We start from the raw sequence: 25,382 nt of genomic DNA, 5'->3' as shown, positions 1-25,382 counted from the left end.
CGGTGTGGATAGAATCCGAGGATGGCAGACGAGAAACCGAAGCCGAGCGCGAAGGCCGCGCATCCCGAGGCGAAGCCGGCGACGACGGCGATGCTCAAGGCGTACGCCCACCCGCTGCGGCGGCGCATCGCCAGGGCGGTCGCCGGGCGCGGTCATGCGCGGGCTGCGGATCTCGCGGCCGATCTCGGGGTCCCCGCGAACAGCATCAGCTTCCACCTGCGGGTTCTCGCGGCCGCCGGCCTCGTCGAAGAGGCCCCCGAACACGCGCGCGACAAGCGCGATCGCGTGTGGAAGGCGACGGAAGGGTCGTGGAACGTCGGCTCCCCCGAGCATCCCATCGCCGACGAGGTTCTCGGCGGTGTGCTGATGAACGCCCTCGCCGAAGACCATCTCGAGATGCTGCGGAAGGTGATGGTCTGGGCGCCGGAATACGTGTCCGGTCGCGATCCCGTGGTGCACGGCACGTTCTCGCAGGCGAATCTGCGGCTGAACGAGGCCGAGTTCACCGAACTCGAGCGGCGCATCCAGGAGGCCATCAAGGAAGTCGGAGACGCGCACGATCCCGACGACCCGGAGACCCGGTTCTGGAGCCTGGACATCATCGCCGCGGACGACACGCTCTGAGGGGCGGATGCCGCGGCATCCGCCCCTCAGATCAGACATCGACGCTTACGGGATCGTCCTGCGGAACGCGAGGAACGAGACCACCGAGAGTGCGGCGACGGCGACGAGGCCCCACAGCGCCAGGCCGACGGCGCCGAGCGTCAGGATGCCCTCCCAGACCTGCCCCCACGCTTCAAGGCGGGTGATGACGAAGACGATCCCGAGCAGGACGAGCACGACCGCGAAGATCGCGATGAGGAGCACCATCTGTCCCCAGCTCTTGAAGATCGTCGCCCCGGTGAAGCCGATCACGAAGAAGAACAGGGCGAGTGTGAAGTACACGACGAACGCGCCGAGCGGACCCATCTCCCACAGCCACGGCAGGTAGAAGACGTAGCCGTTGACGCCGTAGCCGTTCGTGAGCGTCTCGATCCCGCCGCCGATGAGGAACAGCACACCCATGAGCGCGCTGGCGAGGATCGCGGTGAGCATCGTGCCGAGGAAGAATTCGCGGCGGGTGATGCTCATGGCCTGAGAGAACGGGAAGGTGAGGGTCATCGCCGACATCCCGACCGCGAAGAAGTACCACAGCGGGGCCTGCCCGCCGCCGCCGTACTTGGGCTGGTCGATGGGAATCATCGCGTAGATGAGCACCGAGATCACCACCGCACCGGCGAGGATCACCAGCGGGTACCAGATGAAGGTGCCCTTGTTGATCAGCTGCAGTCGGATGACATTGAGTGTGCGCATCAGTGGACCTCCTCCATGGTGGATGCAGCGGCGGCTTTCTGGGTGAGTCGGACGACGAGCTGCTGCAGAGACACCGGTGCGAGATCCAGCCCCGCTGCGGCGATGCCGGCGCGATCCGCATCGGTCAGTGCGCCGAGCACGGTCGCCGAGGCCACCCGCCCGAGCGCCTCGCGGTGGAGGACGTCGCGTCCGGCAGACCAGGCGTCGACCTTCTCCGCATCGCCGATGACGGTGACGGCGCGGTCGCGCACGGCATCCGTGTCCTCGTTCAGGAGGATCTGGCCGTTGTCGATCACGATGACCTTCTCGATGAGGTTGGAGACCTCGTCGATCAGGTGCGACGAGAGGATGATCGTGCGCGGGTGCTCCGCGTAGTCCTCGACGAGGCGGTCGTAGAAGATCTGCCTGGCGACGGCATCCAGTCCGAGGTACGGCTCGTCGAAGAAGGTGATCTCGGCCCGGGAAGCCAGCCCGATGATCACGCCGACCGCCGAGAGCTGTCCTCGGGAGAGCTTCTTGATCGTCGTCTTCATGGGCAACTGGAACTCGGCGATCAGCTCGTCGGCGAGCGCCTGGTCCCAGTGCTGGAAGAACAGACTGGCCGCCTTGAAGGCGTGCTTGGGGTATGCGTCGTCTGGATACTTCTGGCTCTCGCGGACGAAGCAGATCCGGCTGAGCACGTGCGCGTTCTCGTACGGGTGCTCGCCGAAGACCTTGACCGTTCCGGACGACTCGAAGTTCTGCGCCGTGAGGATGGACATCAGTGTGGTCTTGCCGGCGCCGTTGCGGCCGAGGAGGCCGTAGATGGCGCCGCCCTCGACGGACAGCGACACGTTGTCGAGCGCGCGCTTGTCCTTGTAGCGCTTGGAGAGGTTCTGCACCTCGATGACGGCGGTCATGCGGGGTTCTTCCCTTCTGTGATGGTGGATGCTGCGGCGCGTTCGCGCAGCAGTGCGGAGAGATCCTCCGGGCCGAGTCCGAGCGTGCGGGCCTCGGCGAGGAGGGGGTCGATGTAGCGGTCGGCGAAGGCGGAGCGGCGCTCGGTGAGGAGCTGATCGCGCGCGCCGGTCGTGACGAACATGCCGATGCCGCGGCGCTTGTACAGCACTCCCTTGTCGGTGAGCATGGCGACTCCCTTGGCTGCGGTGGCGGGGTTGATCCGGTAGAACGCGGCGAGTTCGTTGGTCGATGGAGCCTTGGACTCCTCTTCCAGCGAACCGTCGACGATCGAGTCCTCGATCTGCTCGGCGATCTGCAGGAAGAGTGCCTTGCCTTCTTCGATCACGACGCCTCCGGTTGGTCTGTTGGTTACTTACTCGACTAACTAACCACATAACCCAAGACGGAGTCAAGAGGGCAGCAGAAAGGGCCGACACCTGTGGTGCCGGCCCGTCGGGGTGAGATGTGATGCGCGTCAGCGGTAGAAGCCTTCACGCAGGTTGATGCCGTGCTCGAGCCACGCCTTCATGGCGGTCAGCATCCCGGCCCAGCCCTCGCAGTTGCCGAAGGCCGATTTCGCACCCTCGGTCGTCGCCTGCCAGGACTGCTCCGTGATGGTCACGAGCGTGCGCGCCCCGTCATCGATCGACGCGAACTCGAAAGTGGTGCGCGTCGTGCCGGCCCCGTCCGCGGCATTGTCGCCCTCCCACTCGATGACGATGCGATCGGGGGCGGATGCCTCGACGACCGTGACGGGGAATCGGCCGGGGAAATCGGCGAAGTCCCACGACACGTCGGCACCGGCCTCGAGGCGCCCGCGGGCGCCGCCGGTGGTGAAGTAGCGCGAGAGCTGCGCCGGATCGGCGACCGCCTCGTAGGTCTCGGCGATCGGCCGCGCCACGCGACCCGACACGGAGAAGGACAGTTCGGTGAGCGTTTCGGAGACTGACATGTTGTAAGATTACAACATGAAGTCGAACAGGGGAAGCGCCGACAACGACGACCTCGTCTTCAAGGCGCTGGCCGCCTCGGTTCGGCGCCGGATGCTCGACGCGTTGCGCGCATCGCCGTGCACCACCGGTGCCCTGTGCGCACAGTTTCCCGAACTCGACCGGACGACCGTGCTCCAGCATCTGCGTGTGCTCGAACAGGCCGAGCTCGTGATCGGACGGAAGGTCGGCAGGGAGCGTCATCTGACCCTCGCGCCACTGCCGATCAAGCGCATCCACGACCGCTGGATCGGAGACTACGCGCGGGCCGCAGTCGACCTGCTCGCGGAGCTCGACGACGATGCCGAGAGCGAGCGGGACCCGGACGCCTAGGGTGGGGTGGTGTCCGAGTTCCCGTACGACCGCCTCCGCCGTTTCCCCGACGTCGAGGCCCCCAACCTGCAGGCGCACGATGCGACCGATCTTCTGCTCGTCGAGCGGGGGTGCGCGCTCGCCGCGGACCGGGGACTGACCGGCTCGGAGATCGCCGTGATCGGCGACGAATACGGGGCCATCACACTCGCCCTGGCGGATGCCGGATTCCACGGGGTGAGGGTGCATCAGGACCTGGCGACCGGCCGGCGGGCGCTGGTGCGCAACGCCGCCGCGCTCGGGTTGTCCCGCACCCCGGACGCCGACGGCGTGTCGACCGGCGACGAGGCCGAACGCGCCGGAAGTCATCCGGGATCCGGGACGCCGTTCGCGTCGCACGAACTGGATGCCGAATTGCTCGCCGGCGCTCGACTGGTTCTGCTGCAGCTCCCGAAGGCGCTCGCCGAGCTCGAGGAGATCGCGGATGCCGTGGCCCGATGGGCGGCGGACGACGTCGTCCTCGTGGCCGGCGGACGGGTCAAGCACATGACGCTCGCGCAGAACGACGTGCTGGCGCGGTCGTTCGCTCGGGTTCAGGCGCAGCGGGCGGAGCGGAAGTCGCGTCTGATCGTGGCGGAGGAGCCGCGCGACGTGCCGCAGACACCGCCGTTCCCGGTTCACGCGACGCATGCGGAGCTCGGACTGACCCTCGCAGCGCACGGGGGTGCGTTCGCGGGCGCGCGCATCGACATCGGCACGCGCGTGCTGCTCGAGGTGCTGGACCGCGTTCCGTCCGAGGAGAACGTCGTCGATCTCGGCTGCGGAACGGGCGTGCTCGCCGCGGTGTATGCGCTCACGCATCCCGACGCCCGCGTGATCGCGACGGATCGATCCGCTGCGGCGGTGGCCTCGGCCAGGGCGACGGTGGCGGCGAACGGTCTCGACGAGCGCGTCGAAGTCACCCATGACGATGCCGGGTCCGAGCTGCCGGATGCCGGTGTGGACGTCGTGCTGCTCAACCCGCCGTTCCATCTCGGGGCGAGCGTGCACACGGCCGCCGCGACCCGTCTTTTCGAGGCGGCCGCGCGACTGCTCAAGCCGGGCGGCGAACTCTGGACGGTCTACAACTCCTCGCTCTCGTACAAGGGTGAGCTCGCGCGTCGAATCGGCCCGACGGAGCAGGTCAGGAGGACCTCGAAGTTCACCGTGACGCGCAGCGTCCGCCGCTGAACCGCATACGACGGTGTATCGGACAAATCTCCCGTTCACACGCGGATTCCCGCGGGTTCCGACACGCCGTGGATTTGCCCTGACCAGCCATTTTGTTACGGTGGAGGGCGGGCATGACGCCCGAAGACCAGTCCGCGGCCGCGTCCTTCTTTCGATTCTGCTGTGCTAACGAAGAGGCGTGGGCGTACGGTCGATGTTCTATGCGGGGGATCCGAAATCCTCCGTCCGTGCCGCCATGCAGCGTTGTCGAAACGGCCTTGTGAACGTCACCCGGGCGCAACCGAAGCGGGCTCACCGAGACCCTGAAAACGGTGAGTCGCGGGGGAAACGTGACCGAAATCGCTCTTGAAGCGCGCCATCTGTTCAAGGTGTTCGGACGGAACCCGAACCAAGCCGTCCGTCGCCTGAAATCCGGCGAATCCCGAAACGACGTCCTCGACGCCGGAACCGCTGCCGTCATCGACGCCAGCTTCTCCGTCAACAAGGGCGAGATCTTCGTCATCATGGGCCTGTCGGGTTCCGGCAAGTCCACCATCATCCGCATGCTGAACGGTCTGCACGACGCGACCGACGGCTCAGTCGTCGTCGGCGGCGACCAGATCACCGGCATCCCGGCATCCCGCCTGCGCGAGATCCGGCGCGACAACGTGTCGATGGTGTTCCAGCACTTCGCGCTGCTGCCGCACCGCACCGTCGCCGCGAACGTCGCCTACCCGCTCGAGCTCCGCGGAGTTCCGAAGGCCGAGCGCCTCGCGAAGGCCGAAGAGGTCCTCGCGATGGTCGGGTTGGAGGGCAACGGCGACAAGCTCCCCTCCCAGCTCTCCGGCGGAATGCAGCAGCGCGTCGGCATCGCCCGCGCCCTCGCGGCCGACACCGAGATCCTGCTCATGGACGAGGCGTTCAGCGCGCTCGACCCGCTGATCCGTCGCGAGATGCAGGAGCAGCTTCTCGAGCTGCAGCAGAAGCTGCAGAAGACGATCGTGTTCATCACGCACGACCTCAACGAGGCCATGTTCCTCGGCGACCGGATCGCGGTCATGCGCGACGGCCGAATCGTCCAGATCGGCACGCCTGAGGACATCCTCACCGACCCCGCCAACGACTACGTCGAGCAGTTCGTGCAGGACGTCGATCGCGCGCGCGTGCTCACGGCCGCCAACGTCATGGAGTTGCCGCGCCCCGTGGTCGCCGAGACGACGGGACCGCGCACTGCGCTGCGCCAGATGCGCGACGCCTACATGTCGGCCGCGTACGTCACCGGCCGCGATCGCAAACTGGTCGGCATCGTCACCGACCGTGACGCGATCAAGCTCGTCCGCAAGGGCGAGACGTCGCTCGCGTCGATCCTCAAGCCCGTTCCGCAGAGCGTGGCCGAGGACGAGGTGCTGATGAACCTGTTCGTCCCCGCGGTGGAGACCCCGCTGCCGCTCGCCGTCGTCGACGCGAGCGGTCGTCTGGTCGGCGTCATCCCCCGAGTCACGCTGCTCGCGGCCCTCGGCCCCGGACCGGGCGCGACGGAGGAGATCACGCTTCCGCTGCGCCCCGTCCCGCAGGCCGAGATCGACGCCGTGCTCGATGAAGCACAGGATGCCGCGGTCACCGCCGTCGAAGGACAGACACCCGAGAAGGAGGTGCTGTGATGGATGGCTTCCGCATCCCCATCGGCGAATGGGTCTCGTCCGTCGTCGACTGGGTCAAGGACAATCTGGCAGGTCTGCTCGACGTCATCTCCTTCGTCGTGCGGTTCCTCGTCGACGGTCTGACCGACATCCTCGTCGGCACGCCGTTCCCGATCATGATCGCGATCTTCGCGCTCATCGCCTGGCTCGTCCGCTCCTGGCAGATGGCGGTCGGTACCGTCATCTCATTCCTGCTCATCGTCTCGATGGACCTGTGGGAACTGTCGATGCAGACGCTGGCTCTCGTGCTCGTATCGGCGCTGGTCGCGATCGCGATCGCGGTTCCGCTGGGGATCTGGTCGGCGCGCAACGACACCGTCCGGATGATCCTGAAGCCGGTCCTCGACTTCATGCAGACCATGCCCGCCATGGTGTACCTGATCCCGGCGATCGTGTTCTTCAGCATCGGCGTCGTCCCCGGACTCGTCGCGACGGTGATCTTCGCGCTGCCACCCGGCGTGCGGCTGACCGAGCTCGGCATCCGCGGCGTCGACTCCGAGACCGTCGAAGCCGGTAAGGCGTTCGGCGCGAAGCCCGGACAGATTCTGCGCGGCATCCAGCTCCCGCTCGCGATGCCGTCCATCATGGCCGGCGTCAACCAGGTCATCATGCTCTCCCTCTCGATGGTCGTCATCGCCGGCATGGCCGGCGCGGACGGTCTCGGCAAGGAGGTCGTGCTGGCGATCTCGACCGTCAACACGGCCAAGGGCGTCGAGGCCGGACTCGCCGTCGTGCTGGTCGCGGTCTACCTCGATCGCGTCACCGCCGCACTCGGCACGCCGAACGAGTACTCCTCGTCGCTGCTGGGCGTGCTCTCCCGTCGCCGGGCACAGCGCGACCAGGCGGCGTCGGCCGTTTCCGCCCTCGCCTGAAACGAACTCACCTGAACCCATACGGAACGCACCACAGCATACGAAAGGAAGCACCATGAAGAAGTACCGGCACATCACAGCCGTCGCAGCACTCGGAGTCACCGCATCCCTCGCCCTCGCGGGGTGTGCGACGGGCTCTTCCGACGACTCGGCCGGGGGCTCGGCCGAGGAGGAGAAGGGCACCATCACCCTCGGCTTCCTGCCGTCGTGGACCGATGGTCTGAGCATGGCGTACCTGCTCCAGGACCAGCTCGAGAAGCTCGGCTACACGGTCGAGTTCGAAGAGCTCACCGAGGCAGGCCCGCTGTACACCGGCCTCGCGCAGGGCGACGTCGACATGTACCCGTCGGCATGGCCCGAGGTCACGCACGCCTCCTACATGGAGAAGTACGGCGACGACCTCGAAGACCTGGGCGCGTACTACGAGAACGCCGTGCTGACGCTCGCCGTTCCGAGCTACACCGACATCGACTCGATCGACCAGCTCAAGGGCAAGGGCGACATGTTCGACGGAACGATCGTCGGCATCGAGCCGGGTGCCGGGCTCACCAAGCAGACCCAGGAAGTCGCGATGCCGGCCTACGGGCTGGACGGCGAGTACACGCTGCAGACGTCGTCGACCGCCGCCATGCTGACGGTGCTCGGCGAGGCGATCGACAAGAAGGAAGACGTCGTCGTCACGCTGTGGAAGCCGTTCTGGGCGAACAGCTCCTACGACATCAAGACGCTCGAGGACCCGGAGGGCGCCATGGGCACCCCCGAGACCCTGAACTTCGTCGGCCACAAGGGCTTCGCGGAGGAGTTCCCCGAGGCCGCTGAGCTCGTCGAGCAGATCAAGCTGGACGACGCGCAGTACGGTTCGCTCGAGGATCTCGTCGTCAACGAGTTCGGCGATGGCAAGGAAGCCGAGGCAGTGGATGCCTGGCTCGAGGAGAACGGCGACCAGTTCGACTGGGTCGTCTCCGAATGAGACTCGCCTGATATCGGGGGCGTCGCAGTCCGCTGCGACGCCCCTTTTTGTCTGATGACGATGAAGCACCGACGAAAGACGCAGCGACCATGACCAACCGCACACGTATCACCACCGGCATCCTGGCCCTCGGTCTGGGGGGATCTCTGGCGTTGACCGGGTGCTCGGCCGACGACGCCGCGACGGGACCCGAAGGCGACACCGAGAAGGGGACGATCACGATCGGCTATCTGCCGGCCTGGACGGATTCCCTCAGCAACACCTTCCTGCTGCAGGATCAGCTCGAGAAGCTCGGCTACACGGTCGAGCTGGAGACGCTCACCGAGGCGGGCCCGCTCTACACCGGCCTGTCCGAGGGCGACATCGACATCTACCCATCCGCGTGGATCGATGTGGCGCAGGCCAGTTATTGGGAGCGCTTCTCGGACGACCTCGAGGACCTCGGCGAGTACTACTCCGAAGCGAGCGGTCTGCTCGCGGTGCCGTCATACGTCGACCTGGACTCGATCGCCGATCTGAAGGGGCAGGGTGAGAGGTTTGGCGGGAAGATCTACACGATCGAGCCCGGGTCGGGTGCGGCGACCTACGCACAGGAATCGCTGCTGCCGGCCTACGGTCTCGACGAGGAGTACGAGCTCGTCACGTCGTCCACTCCGGCGATGCTCACCGTGCTCGAAGATGCGATCCGCAACCAGGAGGACATCGTCGTCACGCTGTGGCGGCCGTACTGGGTGAACGACGTCTTCGACATCAAGGAGCTCGAGGACACCGAGGACGGTTACGGCGAGCCGGAGGGCCTGCACTACATCGCGCACAAGGGCTTCACCGAGGAGTTCCCCGAGGCGGCAGACCTGATCGGGCAGATCACGCTGGATGACGAGCAGTACGGCTCGCTCGAGAACCTCGTCGTGAACGAATACGGACCCGACAAGGAACCAGAGGCGATCGACGCCTGGCTGGCGGACCACGAGGGTCAGCTCGACTGGGTCGTCTCCGAGTAGACGGGACCGCTCCTGGCCGTCGCGGCGCGAGCGCTCAGCGCCCGGCGGTCATGGCCGGTCCGAGGAGCTGATCAGGCCGGCCAGCAGCGGCAGCTGAGCGGGGTCTTCGAGGGCGGATCCGACGGCGACCACACGAGCGCCGGCGCGCAGATACTCGTCGGCGTTCGTGGCGCTCATGCCGCCGGTGGCCACGAAATGCGCGTGCGGGAACGGGCCGCGCATGGCGGAGAGCCACTGCGCTCCCAGCACCGACGCGGGGAAGGCCTTCAGCCAGGTCAGACCGGCCTTCATGGCCAGCTGCACCTCGCTCGCCGTCGCGACCCCGGGGATGCTGAGCAGCCCCGCGTCCTGCGATGCGCGCACGACGTCGAGATCCAGACCGGGGCTCACGGTGAACGCCGCACCGGCGGATGCCGCCTGGGCGACGTTCTCGACCGAGACGACAGTGCCGGCGCCCACGATCTTGCCGCGTTCCTTGCCGGCGGCCGCGACCACACGCAGCGCCTCGAGGTCGTCAGGCGTCTGGATGGGCAGTTCGACGACCTCGATGCCGAGGTCCCACGCGGTGGTCGATATCGCGAGACTCCTCTCGGCGCCCATGCCGCGGAGGATCGCCATCAGCGGCGAACCGCCGAACAGTTCCTCGAATCCCGAATTGTCCATGAGCTTCCTTCTCCTGTGCCGGGCAGTCCTGCCCGAGCATACCTCCGTCCCCCGGTGCACCCGGAGGCGTAGCCTGGCGGCATGGACGGTTTCGCGGCTGTCGACTTCTTCATCGCACGCGAGGTCCTGCAGAGGGGCATCGCGGCGCTGTACCTCGTCGCGTTCGTCTCGTCGCTGAATCAGTTCCGCCCGCTGCTCGGAGAGCGCGGTCTGCTTCCCGCTCCGCAGCTGCTGGAATGGGTCGCGGCCTCGGCATCCCGCAAGCGGATGCTGCACCCCACGCTCTTCACCCGCATCCGCTACTCGGATCGGCGGCTGGCGGCGCTGTGCTGGGGAGGCATCGTCGTGTCGGCATCCCTCGTCGCAGGCATCCCGCAGCAGGGGCCGAGCTGGGTGCCGATGCTCGCGTTCCTGGTGCTGTGGAGCGGCTACATGTCGATCACGAGCATCGGGCAGACCTTCTACTCCTTCGGGTGGGAGATGCTGCTGCTCGAGGCCGGGTTCCTGGCGGCGTTCCTCGGATCGGCGCACGAGCCGCCGCCGACCGTCGTGATGGTGTTGTTCTGGTGGCTGGTGTTCCGGCTCGAGTTCGGCGCGGGGATGATCAAGATCCGCGGTGGGAGCGAGTGGCGCGACCTCACCGCGCTGACGTATCACCATGAGACGCAGCCGATGCCTGGCCCGCTGAGCCGACAGGCGCATCTGATGCCGCGGTGGTTCCACAAGGGCGAAGTGCTGGGAAACCATTTCGCGCAGCTGGTCGTGCCGTTCTTCCTCTTCGCGCCGATCCTGTCGCTCGTCCTCCCCGACGGCGTGCCGATTCTGATCGGCGCCGTCGCAGCGGCGATCGTCATCGCCACTCAGTTCTGGCTCGTCGCGACGGGCAACTTCGCGTGGCTGAACTGGGCGACGATCGTGCTGGCGTTCTCGGCGATCGGTGTTCCGGATGCCGCAGGACAGGAGGCGATTCCGCTGTACTGGATCGTCGTCACCTCTGCGGTCGGCATCCTGTACATCGTGCTGAGCTGGCCGGCGTTGCGGAATCTGTTCGCGAGGCGCCAGCTCATGAACGCGAGCTTCAACCGGTGCCAGCTCGCCAACGCCTACGGCGCGTTCGGAACCGTCACCAAGGAGCGCTTCGAGATCGTCGTCGAGGGCACGCTCGATGCCGATCCGGAAGCCGGTGAATGGCGGGAGTACGCGTTCAAGGGCAAGCCGGGCGCGCTGCGCCGGGTGCCGCGGCAGTTCGCCCCGTATCACCTGCGACTGGATTGGCTGATGTGGTTCCTGCCACTCGGGCGGTCGCTGGACGAGTGGTTCACGGCGTTTCTGGTGCGGCTGTTGGAGGCGGATGCCCCGACGCTGCGACTGCTCGCCGACGATCCCTTCGCTGGCGAGCGGCCGCGGTGGGTGCGCGCCGTGTCGTACCGGTACCGGTTCGCGTCCAGGGAGCTGCAACGCAGCCAGGGGGCCGTCTGGGTGCGCGATCGCCGGCGCGCCGTCATGGGGCCGATGTCTCTCCGCTGAGGGTCAGAGCTGCTCGAGCTCGCGAGCCACCAGGCTCGGTCTCTGCAGAGGGATGCCGTGCCCGGCATCCGCGACGACGTGCAGCGAGCTGCCGGGCAGTGCGTCGTGCAGCGCGTCTGCGGACGCCCGCATCAGTGCCTTCTCGTGTGAGCCCGCGAGAATCAACGCCTGGCCGGGAAAGGACCTCCACGCGTCGGGCACCGCGAAGCGGATATTCTCGCCAACCGCGGCGACCAGGCTCTGCGACGTCATCGCCGCCGAAGTTCGCAGATAGTCGTCCAGCAGCGCGGGAGGGATGAAGAGCTCCTTCGCCTGCAGGCGCGCGAACCATCGCACGCGGGCGAGACCCGAAGCGGACCGCAGCAGCGCGAGGGTGAGTCGTGGGGCGGGGGTCGGCTGGGCCTGGGCGCTGATCACGACCACCCGGTCGACGAGGTCGGGGCGTTCCGCGGCGAGCAGCACCGCCAGCTGCGCGCCGAGCGAGAAGCCGACGACTGCCGTCGGTGCGGCGCCGTCGGCCTCGAGAATCGACACAAGACCGCTGACTGTCTCGTCGTGCGAGATGTACGGCTGCTGAGCACTGCGATCGTGGCCCGGCAGATCCGGGATCAGTAAGCGCCTTCGAGGACCGAGATGTTCGCGCAAGGGCTTCCACATCCATCCGGCGACGCCTCCGCCGTGCAGCAGCAGGACGCGTGGGCCCTGCGGGTCGCCGTGACGCTCGACATGCATTCGGTGGCTCAGGCCCTTCGGGTGCGCGCGACGTAGATCGTGTTCGACGAGGTGCCGCCGGTGACGGGATTGTCGAAGTCGACGACGTGCGCGGTCGCGTCGTCGAAGACGGCATTCAGCTCGGACATGAACGCGGCGTCGGGCGGGTCGTCCGACCACAGTGCGAATACGCCGCCCGCGGCGAGGTGCCCGTCGAGTGCTCGAAGTCCGTTCGCGTCGTAGAGGTCCGCGTGCGTCGGGTCGAGCTGGTGTCGCGGCGAGTGGTCCACATCCAGCAGGATCGCCGAGTATCCGGGATGGTTCTCGGCCGGCGCCGCGCGCACGAGGGCGAAGAAGTCGTCCTCGATCAGCGACGTGCGCGGGTCGACGACGAGTTCGGCTGACGCGGGCAGCAGTCTCCGCTCGTGCCAGGAGATGACCGTGGCGAGCCGGTCGATCACCGTGAGCGCGCGCACTCTCGGATCGCGGAGCGCGGCGACCGCGGTGTATCCGAGGCCGAGTCCGCCGACCAGGACGGACAGTTCGTCACCCGTGACGGCGGCGAGGCCCAGATGCGCGAGCTCTTCCTCCGCCACCGTGAACAGGCTCGACATCAGGAACTCGTCGCCGAGTTTGACCTCGTAGATCTCCGCGTCGACCGCTGGCTCCGTCCGCCGTCGCAGGGTGAGTTCCCCGATGGGGGTCTGCTGCCAGTCGAGTTCTTCGAACCGAGTGATCACTGCGGCATCCCTCCGTCTTCGGCCACACTACCCCGGGCGCGGAGCGTGCCGATCATCGGATACCGCCATCGGCGTCCGTCGACCGATGACAGGTTTTTGGTTCGATCCGACAGCGCACCAACGCGGAGGCGCTCGACGGTGTCAGGATGCCGGGAGGCTCATGACAAGGAGACTCGATGACGACCTCGCCCATCAAGACGACCTACGAAGCTCTGCGCTCTCGCCCGCTCGGCAGGCGGATCTTCAGTACGATCGTGAGCCTCAAGGCGCCGTACTTCCGGACCATTCGGCCCGCGATCATCTCGCTGGAACCCGGCCGCGGGGTGGCGCGCATGCGCGACCGCTGGGGCGTGCACAACCACATCGGTACGGTGCACGCGATCGCGTGCTGCAATCTCGCCGAACTCGTCGCCGGCACCACGATCGACTACTCGCTGCCCGAGTCGCATCGATGGATCCCGAAGGGCATGAACGTCGCCTACCTCAAGAAGGCGAGGGGGACGCTCACCGCCGTCGGCACGATCGACGGGTTGGACACCCTTCAGGTCGGCGAGGCGCGTGACGTCATCGTCGCCGTGGACGTCACGGATCGCGCCGGTGTCGTCGTCGTGCACGCCGACATCACGATGTGGGTGACGCCGCGCAGAGCGTCCTGACGCTGCCGCGCCGAGCGCCTACGGCACGATCGAATCGATGTAGCCGCCGTCGACGCGCACCGCGGCGCCCGTGGTGGCGGACGCCAGGGGCGAGGCCAGGTACGCGACCATGTTCGCGATCTCCTCCGGTTCGATCAGCCGCTGCAGCAGCGACTGCGGGCGGTGCAGACGCATGAACTCGCGCTGGGCGTCCTCCCAGGGCAGAGCCGGGTCGACCAGTTCGTAGACGAACGTCTCGACGCCGCCGGTGTGCGTCGGTCCTGCCAGCACGGAGTTCACCGTGACGCCGGTGCCCGCGGCATCCTTCGCGAATCCGCGGGAGACGGCCAGCAGGGCCGTCTTCGACATGCCGTAGTGGATCATCTCGGCGGGGATCACGACGGCGGAGTCACTGGCGATGTTCAGCACGCGACCCCAGCCGCGCTCCTTCATGCCGGGAAGCGTCGCGCGGATCAGGCGCACGGCGGCGAGGACGTTCACCTCGAAGTATCGGCGCCACTCGTCGTCGGAGATGTCGAGGGCCTCCTCGGCGCCGAAGATTCCGAGGTTGTTCACGAGCACATCCACGGGACCGGCGGCGGCGAGCACCGCATCCGTTCCGTCGGTGGTCGTCACATCACCGGGGGCCGCGATGAACAGACGGTCCGCGTCCTCGGCCTGGAGCTCCGCGATCACGGATGCCACGGACGACGCACCGCGCCCGTTGATCGCGACGCGGGCACCCGCATCCGCCAGCGTCGCCGCGATGGCGCGGCCGATGCCCTGGGTCGAACCGGTGACGAGAACTGTCCTGCCGGTGAGGTCGATGCGCATGAGGATCCCTTCGTTGCTGCTGACCGTAGGTGCAACGCACCGGATGCTCAAGGCATGCCCGCGCCTAGGCTGGGCGCATGACGAATCAGACCGCGGTCATGCCGGAGCTCGGACGCATCGACATCGTCGACCGGTCCGTTCCCGATCTCGCCCCGCGACAGGCGCTCGTGCAGGTCGAATCGGTCGGCGTCTGCGGATCGGATGCCGCGTACTTCACGGTCGGCTACATCGGCGACTGGGTGGTCGACGGGCCGATCGTGCTCGGACACGAAGCATCGGGGCAGGTCGTCGCCGTCGGGGCGGACGTCACCCACGTCGCCGTCGGCGATCGTGTCGCGATCGAACCGGGAACGCCCTGCCGCGACTGCGCCGACTGCAGAGCCGGTCGGTATCACCTGTGCCCGGATCTCGCGTTCCTCGCGACGCCTCCGTACGACGGAGCCCTCACGCAGCTGCTCGCCATGGACGAGCGCAACCTGTTCCGGATGCCGGAGAGCATGTCCTACGACGAGGGCGCCATGCTCGAGCCGCTGTCCGTCGGGATCTGGGCGTGCCGACGGGCCGGGTTCCAGGCCGGGGACAGCGTGCTCGTGACCGGAGCGGGACCGGTCGGCGTGCTCGCGGCTCAGGTCGCGCGGGCGTTCGGCGCCTCTCACGTCCGCGTCGCGGATGTGTCGGATTACCGGTTGGGGCTGGCGTCCTCCCTCGGCTTCGAGGTGGAGAAGGCCGGGGGTGAGGCGTCGCACGAACCGGAGTTCGACGTCCTGCTGGAGTGCTCCGGCGCACCGACCGCGCTCGCCGACGGGCTGTGGCGGCTGAACAACGGGGGCCGCGCGGCCATGGTCGGAATGCCGAAGCAGTCCGTCGAACTGCCGTTGTCGAAACTGAACGTGCGCGAGCTGTCGGTCGCGTTGGTGAACCGCTACGCGCATACCTGGCCGACCGCGATGGCGCTCGTCGCCGACGGCCGAGTGGATGCCGCGGCGATCATCACCCATCATTTCGCCCTGTCCGAGACGGCCGAGGCGCTGATGCTGGCGAAGACGGAGCCGAACTCCATGAAGGCGATCATCCGCCCGCAGGCGTGAGGGGTGCGGGCAGGGTGACGGTTGCGCCGGAGGCGATCGACGCGTAGGCGGCCTCGGCGACGACGATGGCGGCGACCCCGTCGGCGCCGGACACGCGGGCATCGGCATCGTGGTCGATGGCGGCGACGAAATCCGCGAGCTCGTCGAGATACGGATTGCTGGCCGGGGACACCGGCGGAAGATGATCGGTCGTGGCGGCCTCCGTCGGCGAGGAGGCCTCCGCACTGTCATGGGCCAGCGTGCCGAGACGGCCCGAGATCTCGAGACCGGTGCGGAAAGTCAGACCGGGACCGCCCCACGTCGCCTGCAGATCCGAGCGGGCGCCGCTGGCATGGGACAGCACCACCCGGGCGGTGACGGGAACGGGTACGACATCGTCCGCTGTCGGTGGATGCTGGACCGCCGAAACGGTCGTGACGGGGCCGGCGAGCCAGAGCGCCTGGTCGATGTCGTGGATCATGAGGTCGCGGATCACGCCGCCACCGGTGCTCTCCTGGAAGAACCACGAGGCCGACGGTGCGGACCCCATCCGAAGGAAGCGCTGCGTCATGACTTCACCGACAGTCCGCGCGTCGACCTGCGCTTTGACCCGGACGTATTCGGGGAAGTACCTCACGACGTGCGCGGGGAACAGCCGCACTCCCGCCTCCGCCGCTGCGTCGACGATGCGCTGCGCTTCGGCAGCGGTCGGCGCCAGCGGCTTCTCGCAGATGACGTGGACCCCGGCTTCGATCGCCGCGAGAGCGAATGCGGCATGCGTTGCGCTCGGGGTCACGATGTCGACGATGTCGACATCCGCGAGCAGCGTCTCGACGTCGGGAGCCACACTCATGCCGTACTCCGCCGCGAGATCCTCGGCGCCCGTGCGCGACGTCACCGTCGCATGCGCGCCGAGGGTTCGCCAGGCGTCCGCGTGGACACGCGAGATCCCGCCTGCGCCGATGAGACCGACTCTGAGTCCGGACACGGGGCTCCTTCCGCTGTGGTCAGGCGCCGCTCACGCCGGGCGGTTCACGCGCGCTCGTCGTCCCGGCGCAGAGGCATCCGTTCGGGTTCGGGTACGGATGCCGGGGTGACAGGTTCCGCGGCGGCGGGCGTCGCGGTGATCTCGCGAGCGACCTGCTTCTCGAGCACCTCGACCGCCGCATCCGAGAGCATGATGAGCCCGTCGAGTTCCTCGCGGACTCGCTTGTAGGCGATGTTGCGCTCGGCCTGCGTCGCCGTGTCGTCGACGGCGACCTTCAACAGCTGCTGTGCGCGGTCGAGCTTCTTGCGTTCCGCCTCGGTGAAGGTCGAATCGCGCAGGCGCCGCGCATCCCGTTCGGCGACTTCGAAGGCGACGGCGTAGTTGCCGACGGCATCCAGATACTCGGCGATCTGCTGTTCGCTCACCTTCGCATCTGCGGATGCCGGACGCAGCGTGTCTGCGAGCTTCTTGGCGCGCAGGAACGCGGCGGTCAGCGGCTGGCGCCCGTCGCTCATGGCGGGGAAGGCGATGAGCTTCGCGACGTCGAGCTCGTAGTCCAGCCAGCGCGCGGTGATCTCGTCGTGCTCGGCGAACAGCCGCTCGAGAAGCTGGTTCGAGGCCACCTGCGGCTCTGATGCGATCTGCTGCGGACGCCCTCTCGGCGGTGAACTCTGCCCGCGCGCGGCGATCTGGGCGGCCTTGATCTCGCCCTTGATGCGGATCGTCTCCAGACGGCGTTCGTGTCGCTGCCGGGAGGCGCGCTCCCACGCCTTGCCGATGCCGCCGGCGACACCCATGATCGGGAAGATCAGCCACCAGTAGTCCCCGGCGAAGTCCCAGAAGCCTTGGAGGAACACGTCCATGATGGCCTCAGCCTAGTCGTGTCGTGGCGCGCGCGAACCTGCTCAGGAGCGGGGAAGCTCGCCGATCTTGGTGCCGGACTTGTCCATCACGATGAGGGTGTCGCCGTCGACCTGGACGGCGCTCAGGTGCCGGAGCCAATCGTCCACGCCCTGGCAGGCCTTCAGCGTGGAGTAATACGGCGCGATCTCGACCCTGTCGTCGACCACGGTGTAGGTGCTGCCGATGCCGTTGCACCCGTCGGTCCCGGTCACTTTGCCGTCCTCGGTGAATTCGAGGAACGGCTCGCCCGTGGCATCCGACCCCCAGCTGCCGACGACATCCGGGCCGGCGGGTGACGCGGTCGAGGTCGGCGCGGTGCCCTGGCCGCCGGCCGTAGCGCAGGCCGTCAGCAGAACGGCGGCTGCGGCCAGGAGGAGGCCGACGCGGATGCGGTGGGAAGTCATGACTCGATGGTACTCAGCGAGGGTCGGATAGACGGAAGATCAGGTGAACTCTCAAGTCGGGTAGAACTACCCATTGGAGTCTGTGTGAATGCTGTGTACTCTGAACGAGGCTTTGCGCTACGGCGCGGACCGCCGCATGTCCTTCCGGAGTAGAGGGGGTTTTCAACTCCGGCGGGGGGACACTGCGCATTCATTCGCAGCGATAAAGGACATTCATACATGACCAGAGGGATGGGGCGCCGGTCACTGGCGCTGACTGCAGCCGCGACGCTGACGCTCGGAGGCCTTGTCTTCGCAGCTCCGGCCGTCGCCGCAGAGACCACGCCGTCGCCGACTCCGGCGGCGACGCCGGAAGCGAGCACGACTCCGGCCGCGGAGGACACTTCCGCGCCGAAGGAGACCGAAGCTCCGAAGGAGACCGAGGCTCCCAAGACCGAGATCACCGAGGACGAGGTCGCCGAGGCAGCCGAGGCCGCGGCCGAGGCGGACGTCGAGATCGTCGCGGTCGGCGTCAACGCCGCCGGCGAGGACCTCATCCTCGTCACCGAGGAAAGCGTCAACACGCCCGGCGGAGACGAGGCCATCGAGGCATTCGCAGAGCAGGTGGACGTCGAGGGGGCTCAGGTCATCACGACGTCGGCCCCGTTCGAGTCCTACGCCGCCGGTGATGTCGTCGGCGGCCAGGGCTACGCGATGCTCGAGCAGGTCGGCGAAGAGGTCCACGCCTACTCGTGCTCGATCGGTTTCTCCGCGTACACGCCCGATGGCGCACCTGCCGTGATCACCGCAGGTCACTGCGCGATCAACGAGGCTGGCGAGAAGTTCACGGAGACCTACCTGACGATTCCGGGCGAAGAGCCCGCGGTCGACGGAGAAGGCTACGCGTTCGAGGAGCCGCTCGAGGTGTTCGGCGAGTTCGGTTTCTCGCAGTACGGCGGACCGGGCAACACGGCCGGCGCAGAGAACGACCCCAACGCGACCGACATCGCCGTCATCGACGTCGCAGAGGGATGGAACCCCCGTCCCGGCGTGACCGACTGGACCACGGCCGGTGCGTCTCTGGACTCGGCTTCAGACAGCATCACGTCGATCAAGTTCGTCGGCGAGCCCAAGGTGGGCGCCATCTCGAAGAGCGGACGCACCACAGGGCTCACCAACGGCCAGGTGAGCAGCAACGACTTCCTCGACGGATGGGCGCCGGTCAACGATTCGTCCGGCAACCCGCACTGGGTTCGCGGATTCTCGAGCAGCGTCGGCTCCGCCCCCGGCGACTCCGGTGGAGCGGTCTTCCAGGGCAACACCGCGGTCGGCGTGATCAGCGGCGGCAACGACACGATCACGTGGTCGACCTCGCTCACGAAGGGCCTCGAGTTCACGGACGGCTACCAGGTCGCACTCGCCATCGACGCACCCAAGGTCGATGCAGGCGCGACGGCCGAGCGCGGCTCGACGATCACCGGCACCACCTCGAAGAACGCCAAGTCCGTCATCATCACGCGTGATGGTGGCGAGCCCACGTCGGTCGACGTCGTGGACGGTGCGTTCAGCTTCAAGCTCGAGAACAAGGGCGAGTTCACGTACACCTTCACCGCGGTGAACGGCTACAGCCGCTCTTCGACCACCAACTGGGACGTGAAGGTCGTTCCGCCGCCCGTGGCGGCTCCGGTCATCACCACGCCGGCTGACGGTTCGACGGTCGGTTCGCCGCTCACCAGCGTCAGCGGCACCGGCACCCCCGGCTACACGGTCGAGGTGAGCATCGGAAACGGCAACTCGGGTTCGGGCTTCCCGCCCGTCACGGTGGATGCTGACGGCAACTGGACGCTCGACGGTCTGAACCTCGAGACCTACGGCGAGTACACCATCTCCGCGCAGCAGTTCCGCAACGCCGAGGAGTTCTCGGGCGTCGTCAACACGACGTTCAGCCTCGCACCGGCCGCGCCGGCGATCACCTCGATCTTCGAGGGCCAGGTCTTCGGTTCCACGGCCGGCCCGACGGGCCTGTCGGGCACGGGCATCGAAGGGGCAACCGTCAAGGTCGCTCTGAACGGCACGGATGCAGCCGGCGCGATCACCGCACTCGCGGCCGAGAGCGGCAGCTACACCGCGACGGTCGTCGACGGCGAGTGGAGCATCGACTTCTCTGCGGCCCTTCAGCCGGGTTCGTACTCGGTCCGCGCTGTTCAGTCTGTCGACGGAATCAACTCCGCCACGGCGGCGAGCCTGTCGTTCACGGTCTCGGCGGCGGCAGCTCCGGCTCCCGCGCCGGCTCCGGGTGGTGGCGGCGGTGCCGCGGCTCCGTCCGAAGGCGGAGACGGCGAGCTCGCGACCACGGGTATGGACACGCTGGTTCCGCTGACCGCTTCGGCCGGTGCGCTCGCACTGATCGCAGCCGGTGTCATGCTGCTGGTGGCGCGCCGTCGCCAGCTCGCGCAGGACTGACGCGTAACTGATCGAGGGGCGGGCGCCGTGAGGCGCTCGCCCCTTCGTCGTCCCCGCACGTGGCGATCACGCGCGGTCCGATTCCCGCCAGCATCCCTTCTCGCATCGCTCCAGGATGGAAGCGACCCGGTGCCGCCGGGCAGGAAAGGGATACCGACTATGAGCACCATCGCATTGGTCACCGGAGCCAACCGGGGCCTCGGACTCGCCGCAGCCGCAGCCATCGCGCGCACGGGAGCGACCGTCATCATCGCGGGGCGCGACGAGGCAGCGGCCCGGGAGAGCGCGGACGCGCTTGTCGCGCAGGGTCTTCGTGCGGAGGCACTGACGCTGGACGTCACTTCCGTGTCGAGCGTCGCCGCCGGTGTCGCGGAGATCGGGCGCCGTCACGGCAGGCTCGATGTCCTGGTGAACAACGCGGGGATCCTTCCGGAGGCGACGGCATCCGGCGATCGCGAGTTCATCGACATGGCGGCGCTGATCGCCACGTTCGAGACGAACGTGTTCGGCGCGGCGCGCGTCACCGAAGGGTTCCTGCCGCTGCTGCGCCGCAGCGAGGGCGCGCGCATCGTGAACGTCTCGTCGACGATGGGTTCGCTGAGCGATCAGTCGGACCCCGAGTCCCCGTTCTACGCGAGCGACGTGCCGGCGTACCGGGCGTCGAAGGCGGCGGTGAACAGCCTCACGATCGGGCTCAGCAAGAAGCTCGCCGACAGCCCTGTCAAGGTGACCTCGGTCTGCCCAGGGTGGGTTCAGACGGACCTCGCGCCGGGAAATCGCGAGCAGGCTCCGACGACCCCGGAGGATGCCGCGCGCGTCATCCTCGCCGCGGCGACCCTCCCCGAGGACGCGCCATCCGGCACGTTCATCGACGTCGACGGTCCGGTCCGCTGGTGAGAGAGGTCCGGGCGGAGAACCTCACCGCCCGGACTTCTCCGCGCACGGAACGCACAGCTCGGCGAACGGGCGCGCCTCCAGGCGCGCCGACGAGATGCCGCGGCCGCAGGACGTGCAGACGCCGTAGGTTCCCGCGTCCACCCGGCTCAGGGCGTCCTCGACCTGGCGCAGTTCGGACTGGGCGGCCTCTGCGAGACCGGTCAGACGCGACCACTCGGACGACAACGTCACGCCCTCAGGGTCGTGCTCGTCGTCGTCGTTCGCACCCTCGCGGTCGTGCGTCAGCTGCGTGAGCGCCGTGATCGCGGCCTCGGCGCGGCGGAGCGCGTCGACGCGCAGGTCCTCGAGACGGGTGCGCGGGTCGGTCATCCCGCCATCCTGCCCTACTCCCACCATTCCGTGACGACGCGGTCGTTCGCGTGCACGTGCGTGGCCTCGTACGTGCCGCCGTCGAGCACCTCCGTTCCACGCCCGAGGGTACGCCGCGCGTCGGACACAGGGAACGCGGAACGCCGCCCGAGCAGGTCAGCCGGGCGGCGTTCTCGCAGCGCTGGCGTCAGTCGACGCCGGCCGGGGTCCTGTCAGCGAGTGACTTTCTGAAACCCGGAGGCTCCTTCGCCGGTCCAGCGATACAGCTCCAGTGCGGCTGCTTCCTGCTTGTGCCCGCTGGAGTGGTCATCGAAGTCGCGGGCGACGTAGAAGTAGCCGTGACCGATGGGTTCGATGCCGACGTCGGCTTTGAACTCCCAGCCGTGGATGCCGGTGGCCTCATGGGGCAGGCCCTGCTGCAGCAGGGGGAGGACGAGGCCGACTTCTCCGCCGGGCTGGCCCTGGATGGGCTGCTGCGTGGCAGCGGCTGTTCCGTCGACGACGTACATGGTCCGGTTCGGGTAGCCGGGTTTGCTGCCTCGGTAGACGCCCAGGTACCAGAGGTTGCTGTGGGCATCGTAGGACAGGTTCTGCACGCCGTAATGGGTATTGCCGGTGTGGATGAAGTACTTGGCGTCCTCTTCGGCGGGGCCGGAGGTGTGCGGATCAGCCTGGCTCAGAGGGCGCTCGAAATCTCCCCAACCGGAGATGTCGTACTGCAGAACCACCTGATTGTCGTTGTCTGCCCGGTCGTTGTTGCGGTAGACGCCGTAGGCGACCATGAGCTGCTGCTTGCCGTTCTTCTTACCGAATTCGGGTCCGAAGGAGACGCCGTCGATGCCGCTCGAGCCGTAGCGGTGGTCTGCCGTGCTGCCCGTGTTGCCGTCGAAGGTGCCGTTGCCGTCCATGTCTGCGGTGTAGTCCTCGACGACTTCTTCGAGGTAGACGGCGGTGACGATGCCGGAGTCTTCAGCGTCCATGCCCGCTTCAGTGATCTTGTCGACGTCGAAGATCGCGATGTAGAAGGCCTCTTCGGCCTTGTATTCAAGAGAGCCGTAGACGCGGCCGTCTTTGCTGTTGAAGTCCAGGTCGCCCAGATGCCCGGTGAACCCTTCGACGGTTCCGATGACGTTGCCGTGAAGGTCGGTCTTGACCAGCATGTCGGTGAACGAGTGGTAGACGAACCCGTTCTTCTCGTCGATGGCGATGCCCTGGATGTGTCCTGCGTCCCATGACCCCGATCGGATCGTCGCCGGGTAGTTCTCGATCGATTTCACCGACTCGGCGTGGCCGGGAGGAATCGGGGAGTCTGCCGATGCGGCGCCGGCAGGGGCTGCCACACCCAGCACAGCAGTCAGCGCGACGGCACCGGCGATGGGCGCGAACTTCTTCTTCACTATGGCGGCTTCCTCGAGAATTCGGCGGGTGCGGGTGATCCCACCTTGCCGTGCTCGTGCGAACACCGGTCCACACGGACATGAACGGAACGCGAACGTCGACCGGTCGTCATCGCTGTCACACGGAAGTGCCCGGCATCCGAAACCGGATGCCGGGCACTTGCGCGGGCATCACCGTCAGCCGACGGTCGCCGCGATGTCGGGGTGGTCGCTGAAGATGCCGTCCATGCCGGCATCCAGGAAGACCTGGATCTCACCGGCGAGATCGCCGGCCGCGGCCGGGTCGCTCGAGGAACGGAACTCGGCCGGCAGGAACTGGTTCTCCAGGCGGAACGTCCAGCCGTGCACGTCGAGCCCCGCGGCGTGCGCATCCGCGATGACCGGCGACGGCGCGGCGAGCGTGCCCTGCGGCGTGCGGGGGATCAGTACCGACTTCTCGGCGCCGACGCCCTGCGCGTACTCCGCGATCCCGGCAAGACCGGTCGGGGTCACGAGGTCCGCGTACGTGCGGGTGTCACCGGCGAGCGCGAAGTCGTACGGGCGACCGGAGGAGTTCACGAGCTGAGCCAGCGTCACGTCGGTCAGGGCGCTCAGATCCTTCAGATTCGACACCTCGAAGCTCTGCACGATCACCGGGGCGTCCGCGGAGTCGACGCCGTTGGCCTGCAGGGCGGCGACCAGCGGCTCCTCGAGCGACAGGCCGATCGAGTCGAAGTAGCTGGGGTGCTTCGTCTCGGGGTACACGCCGATCTGGCGGCCGTCGCAGCTGATCGAGTGACGGGCCAGGTCGATGACCTCGTCGAGCGTCGGGATGACGTAGAGACCGTCGAATGCGGTGTTCCCCGGGCGGACCTGGGGCAGGCGCTCCTTCGCGCGCAGCGTGCGCAGCTCGGCGAAGGTGAAGTCCTCGGTGAACCAGCCGGTGATGTTGGCGCCGTCGATGACCTTCGTGGTCCTGCGGTCCGCGAACTCGGGCCGCGCCGACACATCGGTGGTGCCGCCGATCTCGTTCTCGTGGCGGGCGACGAGGACGCCGTCCTTCGTCGAGACGACGTCCGGCTCGATGTAGTCGGCGCACTGGATGATCGCCTGCTCGTAGGCGGCGAGGGTGTGCTCGGGGCGGTAGCCGCTGGCGCCGCGGTGGCCGACGACCGTGATGAGCTCCTTCTCGATCTTCGTGCGGTCGAGGTCGATGACGGCGAACTCCGTGTCATCGGGGGTGCCGGTGACACGCGCGTCGTTTCCGGGGAAGTTGTTGTCGTTGGCGATCAGGAGATTGCCGTCCTTCAGCTGCACGACCGTCTCGAGCGACTGCACGGGCAGTGACCAGACCTCGCCGGTGCCGTAGCCGTTGCCGGAGCTCAGGGCGTCGGGGTTGGAGATGCGGAGCGCGTCGAGCACCAGCTTCTTCTCGACGTAGCCCTCGGCATCCGTCTTCTTGAGGTTGATCTCGTAGATGCGCTTGGTGACGGCTTGATCGCCCTCGAAGTCGTCGCGCTCGACGACGAGAAGCACGTCGTTCTTGACGGTGAACGCGTCGCCGATGACGTTCGGCTCCTGGTCGGTCTGGTAGTTCCAGGTGCGACCGGTGTAGGCGCGGGTCTTCGTGTCGAACTCATGGATCTCGCGACGGCGCAGGTCGGTCTCGCCCGTGTACGCGCCCTCGACGATGGGGTAGAGGTAGCGGCCGTTGACCGAACCGGCCAGTGCTTCGAAGCCGCGGCTCGCGGGCAGCGTCGGCGCCGCGCCGCCGAGGTACGGGTTCTGCGGCGAGGCCACGCCATCCAGGGCGAAGGGCTTCTCGATAAGCGTGCCCTCGGCGTCGAAATGCAGCAGGAACGGTCCGAACTCCTCGCCGACCCAGAACGTGCCGTCCTTCGCGCGGACGACGGATTCGATGTCGAAGTCGGCACCGGTGAGCAGGCGCTCCTCGGTGGCGTCGTTCACGATCGGGAAGTCGAGCACGCTGTTGCGGTCGTTGTACGAGATGAAGCGCTCGACCGCGATCTCACCATCGCCGCCCTGCGCGGTCTGCCAGGCCGGGCGCACCAGGTAGTTGCGCAGCAGGAAGTCCGCGGAGTTGCCCTTCGACCCGAAGCCGTTGTCGGGCTGCGCCCAGAACGTTCCGTCCCCGTTGTCGAGCACAGCGGAGAACCCGGGGATGACCTGCCCGTCCCAGGGCCCTTGCCGACCGTTGCCGGCGCTGGCCTGAGCCCCGGACGCGGGTCCCTCGGCGAGGTGGTCCGCCGACAGTTCGGCCCACGCGACGAGTGTCGGCTCGAAGGCGTGCATCTTCGAGGTCGGGGTGGTCTGGTTTCCGGATGCCGCGGCCGGGGCGGCGATCAGCAGCGAGGCTGCGGTCGCGGCGACGGCGGCGGTGGCGATGGCGCGATGGACTCTTCTCATGCCCTCGAGTCAATCGGTGCGCGTGGGAGCGTCCGTGTCGCCGTCATGACCGGC

The 25,382-nt window shown here is 67.7% G+C and carries 26 protein-coding genes; 12 read left to right on the top strand and 14 right to left on the bottom strand.

Features of this window, described 5'->3' with window-relative positions; all coding sequences use genetic code 11:
- Positions 1-21 precede the first annotated feature (21 nt).
- Complete coding sequence (locus tag ACFCYE_RS01285) at positions 22-624, top strand: winged helix-turn-helix domain-containing protein (protein WP_376175738.1); 603 nt, start codon at positions 22-24, stop codon at positions 622-624.
- Positions 625-669: 45 nt separating this feature from the next.
- On the opposite strand, the gene ACFCYE_RS01280 is transcribed toward ACFCYE_RS01285, so the two are convergent.
- The 4 genes from ACFCYE_RS01280 to ACFCYE_RS01265 form a co-directional block, all read right to left on the bottom strand.
- Complete coding sequence (locus ACFCYE_RS01280; RefSeq protein WP_376175737.1) at positions 670-1,353, bottom strand: hypothetical protein; 684 nt, start codon at positions 1,351-1,353, stop codon at positions 670-672.
- Positions 1,353-2,252: an ABC transporter ATP-binding protein gene (locus ACFCYE_RS01275; RefSeq protein ID WP_376175736.1), complete on the bottom strand. Its 900-nt coding sequence runs from the start codon at positions 2,250-2,252 to the stop codon at positions 1,353-1,355. Before ACFCYE_RS01275 ends, ACFCYE_RS01280 begins: the two co-directional genes overlap by 1 nt.
- A complete protein-coding gene (locus ACFCYE_RS01270) occupies positions 2,249-2,638 on the bottom strand; it encodes a GntR family transcriptional regulator (RefSeq protein ID WP_376175735.1) in 390 nt (129 codons plus the stop codon). Before ACFCYE_RS01270 ends, ACFCYE_RS01275 begins: the two co-directional genes overlap by 4 nt.
- A 129-nt stretch (positions 2,639-2,767) precedes the next feature.
- Positions 2,768-3,244: an SRPBCC domain-containing protein gene (locus tag ACFCYE_RS01265; protein WP_376175734.1), complete on the bottom strand. Its 477-nt coding sequence runs from the start codon at positions 3,242-3,244 to the stop codon at positions 2,768-2,770.
- Between the two features lie 16 nt (positions 3,245-3,260).
- Here ACFCYE_RS01265 and ACFCYE_RS01260 point away from each other — a divergent pair, with 16 nt between their 5' ends.
- The 6 genes from ACFCYE_RS01260 (at position 3,261) to ACFCYE_RS01235 (ending at position 9,345) form a co-directional block, all read left to right on the top strand.
- Positions 3,261-3,614: an ArsR/SmtB family transcription factor gene (locus tag ACFCYE_RS01260; RefSeq protein WP_376175733.1), complete on the top strand. Its 354-nt coding sequence runs from the start codon at positions 3,261-3,263 to the stop codon at positions 3,612-3,614.
- A 9-nt stretch (positions 3,615-3,623) separates the two neighbouring features.
- Positions 3,624-4,823, top strand: a complete 1,200-nt coding sequence (locus ACFCYE_RS01255) for a class I SAM-dependent methyltransferase (RefSeq protein ID WP_376175732.1) — start codon at positions 3,624-3,626, stop codon at positions 4,821-4,823.
- Between the two features lie 329 nt (positions 4,824-5,152).
- The gene (locus tag ACFCYE_RS01250) at positions 5,153-6,463 is read left to right on the top strand and encodes a glycine betaine/L-proline ABC transporter ATP-binding protein (protein ID WP_376175731.1); all 1,311 of its coding nucleotides are present in this window, start codon (positions 5,153-5,155) and stop codon (positions 6,461-6,463) included.
- Positions 6,463-7,374 (top strand): ABC transporter permease, encoded by a 912-nt coding sequence (locus ACFCYE_RS01245; protein WP_376177111.1) that lies wholly within the window; start codon positions 6,463-6,465, stop codon positions 7,372-7,374. Before ACFCYE_RS01250 ends, ACFCYE_RS01245 begins: the two co-directional genes overlap by 1 nt.
- Positions 7,375-7,429: 55 nt before the next feature.
- Positions 7,430-8,344 (top strand): glycine betaine ABC transporter substrate-binding protein, encoded by a 915-nt coding sequence (locus tag ACFCYE_RS01240; RefSeq protein ID WP_376175730.1) that lies wholly within the window; start codon positions 7,430-7,432, stop codon positions 8,342-8,344.
- 89 nt (positions 8,345-8,433) lie between these two features.
- Positions 8,434-9,345 (top strand): glycine betaine ABC transporter substrate-binding protein, encoded by a 912-nt coding sequence (locus tag ACFCYE_RS01235; RefSeq protein ID WP_376175729.1) that lies wholly within the window; start codon positions 8,434-8,436, stop codon positions 9,343-9,345.
- Positions 9,346-9,393: 48 nt separating this feature from the next.
- Here ACFCYE_RS01235 and ACFCYE_RS01230 read toward each other — a convergent pair whose 3' ends face one another.
- On the bottom strand, positions 9,394-10,008 hold the full coding sequence (locus tag ACFCYE_RS01230) for a bifunctional 4-hydroxy-2-oxoglutarate aldolase/2-dehydro-3-deoxy-phosphogluconate aldolase (RefSeq protein WP_376175728.1): 615 nt from the start codon (positions 10,006-10,008) through the stop codon (positions 9,394-9,396).
- Between the two features lie 81 nt (positions 10,009-10,089).
- On the opposite strand from ACFCYE_RS01230, the gene ACFCYE_RS01225 reads away from it, so the two are divergent.
- Positions 10,090-11,535, top strand: a complete 1,446-nt coding sequence (locus tag ACFCYE_RS01225) for a lipase maturation factor family protein (RefSeq protein ID WP_376175727.1) — start codon at positions 10,090-10,092, stop codon at positions 11,533-11,535.
- 3 nt (positions 11,536-11,538) lie between these two features.
- On the opposite strand, the gene ACFCYE_RS01220 is transcribed toward ACFCYE_RS01225, so the two are convergent.
- Together ACFCYE_RS01220 and ACFCYE_RS01215 are read right to left on the bottom strand one after the other, a co-directional pair.
- The gene (locus ACFCYE_RS01220; protein WP_376175726.1) at positions 11,539-12,267 is read right to left on the bottom strand and encodes an alpha/beta fold hydrolase; all 729 of its coding nucleotides are present in this window, start codon (positions 12,265-12,267) and stop codon (positions 11,539-11,541) included.
- 8 nt (positions 12,268-12,275) lie between these two features.
- Positions 12,276-12,986, bottom strand: coding sequence for a spermidine synthase (locus tag ACFCYE_RS01215; RefSeq protein WP_376175725.1), 711 nt, complete (start codon positions 12,984-12,986; stop codon positions 12,276-12,278).
- Between the two features lie 176 nt (positions 12,987-13,162).
- Here ACFCYE_RS01215 and ACFCYE_RS01210 point away from each other — a divergent pair, with 176 nt between their 5' ends.
- Positions 13,163-13,642, top strand: a complete 480-nt coding sequence (locus ACFCYE_RS01210) for a hotdog fold domain-containing protein (RefSeq protein WP_376175724.1) — start codon at positions 13,163-13,165, stop codon at positions 13,640-13,642.
- Between the two features lie 18 nt (positions 13,643-13,660).
- On the opposite strand, the gene ACFCYE_RS01205 is transcribed toward ACFCYE_RS01210, so the two are convergent.
- Positions 13,661-14,455 carry an SDR family NAD(P)-dependent oxidoreductase gene (locus tag ACFCYE_RS01205; RefSeq protein WP_376175723.1) on the bottom strand — a complete coding sequence of 265 codons (795 nt, stop codon included), beginning with the start codon at positions 14,453-14,455 and terminating at the stop codon, positions 13,661-13,663.
- Positions 14,456-14,532: 77 nt separating this feature from the next.
- Here ACFCYE_RS01205 and ACFCYE_RS01200 point away from each other — a divergent pair, with 77 nt between their 5' ends.
- On the top strand, positions 14,533-15,543 hold the full coding sequence (locus ACFCYE_RS01200) for an NAD(P)-dependent alcohol dehydrogenase (RefSeq protein ID WP_376175722.1): 1,011 nt from the start codon (positions 14,533-14,535) through the stop codon (positions 15,541-15,543).
- Here ACFCYE_RS01200 and ACFCYE_RS01195 read toward each other — a convergent pair.
- Genes ACFCYE_RS01195 through ACFCYE_RS01185 form a run of 3 tightly spaced genes read right to left on the bottom strand, consistent with a single transcriptional unit; the run spans position 15,524 to position 17,817 of the window.
- On the bottom strand, positions 15,524-16,510 hold the full coding sequence (locus ACFCYE_RS01195) for a Gfo/Idh/MocA family protein (protein WP_376175721.1): 987 nt from the start codon (positions 16,508-16,510) through the stop codon (positions 15,524-15,526). The genes ACFCYE_RS01200 and ACFCYE_RS01195 overlap by 20 nt on opposite strands.
- 44 nt (positions 16,511-16,554) lie before the next feature.
- Complete coding sequence (locus tag ACFCYE_RS01190; RefSeq protein ID WP_376175720.1) at positions 16,555-17,373, bottom strand: hypothetical protein; 819 nt, start codon at positions 17,371-17,373, stop codon at positions 16,555-16,557.
- A gap of 42 nt (positions 17,374-17,415) precedes the next feature.
- Positions 17,416-17,817 (bottom strand): META domain-containing protein, encoded by a 402-nt coding sequence (locus tag ACFCYE_RS01185; protein WP_376175719.1) that lies wholly within the window; start codon positions 17,815-17,817, stop codon positions 17,416-17,418.
- Between the two features lie 219 nt (positions 17,818-18,036).
- On the opposite strand from ACFCYE_RS01185, the gene ACFCYE_RS01180 reads away from it, so the two are divergent.
- Entirely contained in the window at positions 18,037-20,259 is a 2,223-nt protein-coding gene (locus tag ACFCYE_RS01180; protein WP_376175718.1) for a trypsin-like serine protease, read from the top strand.
- Positions 20,260-20,418: 159 nt separating this feature from the next.
- Complete coding sequence (locus ACFCYE_RS01175) at positions 20,419-21,156, top strand: SDR family NAD(P)-dependent oxidoreductase (protein WP_376175717.1); 738 nt, start codon at positions 20,419-20,421, stop codon at positions 21,154-21,156.
- 21 nt (positions 21,157-21,177) lie between these two features.
- Here the strand turns inward: ACFCYE_RS01175 and ACFCYE_RS01170 are convergent, their stop codons facing one another.
- The 3 genes from ACFCYE_RS01170 to ACFCYE_RS01160 form a co-directional block, all read right to left on the bottom strand.
- Entirely contained in the window at positions 21,178-21,525 is a 348-nt protein-coding gene (locus tag ACFCYE_RS01170; RefSeq protein WP_376175716.1) for a TraR/DksA family transcriptional regulator, read from the bottom strand.
- A 212-nt stretch (positions 21,526-21,737) separates the two neighbouring features.
- A complete protein-coding gene (locus ACFCYE_RS01165) occupies positions 21,738-22,922 on the bottom strand; it encodes a hypothetical protein (RefSeq protein ID WP_376175715.1) in 1,185 nt (394 codons plus the stop codon).
- Between the two features lie 177 nt (positions 22,923-23,099).
- On the bottom strand, positions 23,100-25,328 hold the full coding sequence (locus ACFCYE_RS01160; protein WP_376175714.1) for an esterase-like activity of phytase family protein: 2,229 nt from the start codon (positions 25,326-25,328) through the stop codon (positions 23,100-23,102).
- Positions 25,329-25,382 lie beyond the last annotated feature (54 nt).

The organism is Microbacterium sp. NPDC056234, assembly GCF_042267585.1.
In the GTDB taxonomy this organism is placed as follows: Bacteria; Actinomycetota; Actinomycetes; order Actinomycetales; family Microbacteriaceae; genus Microbacterium.
The sequence above is the reverse complement of the archived record's forward strand: the minus strand, read 5'-3'. Positions and strand labels throughout refer to the sequence as shown.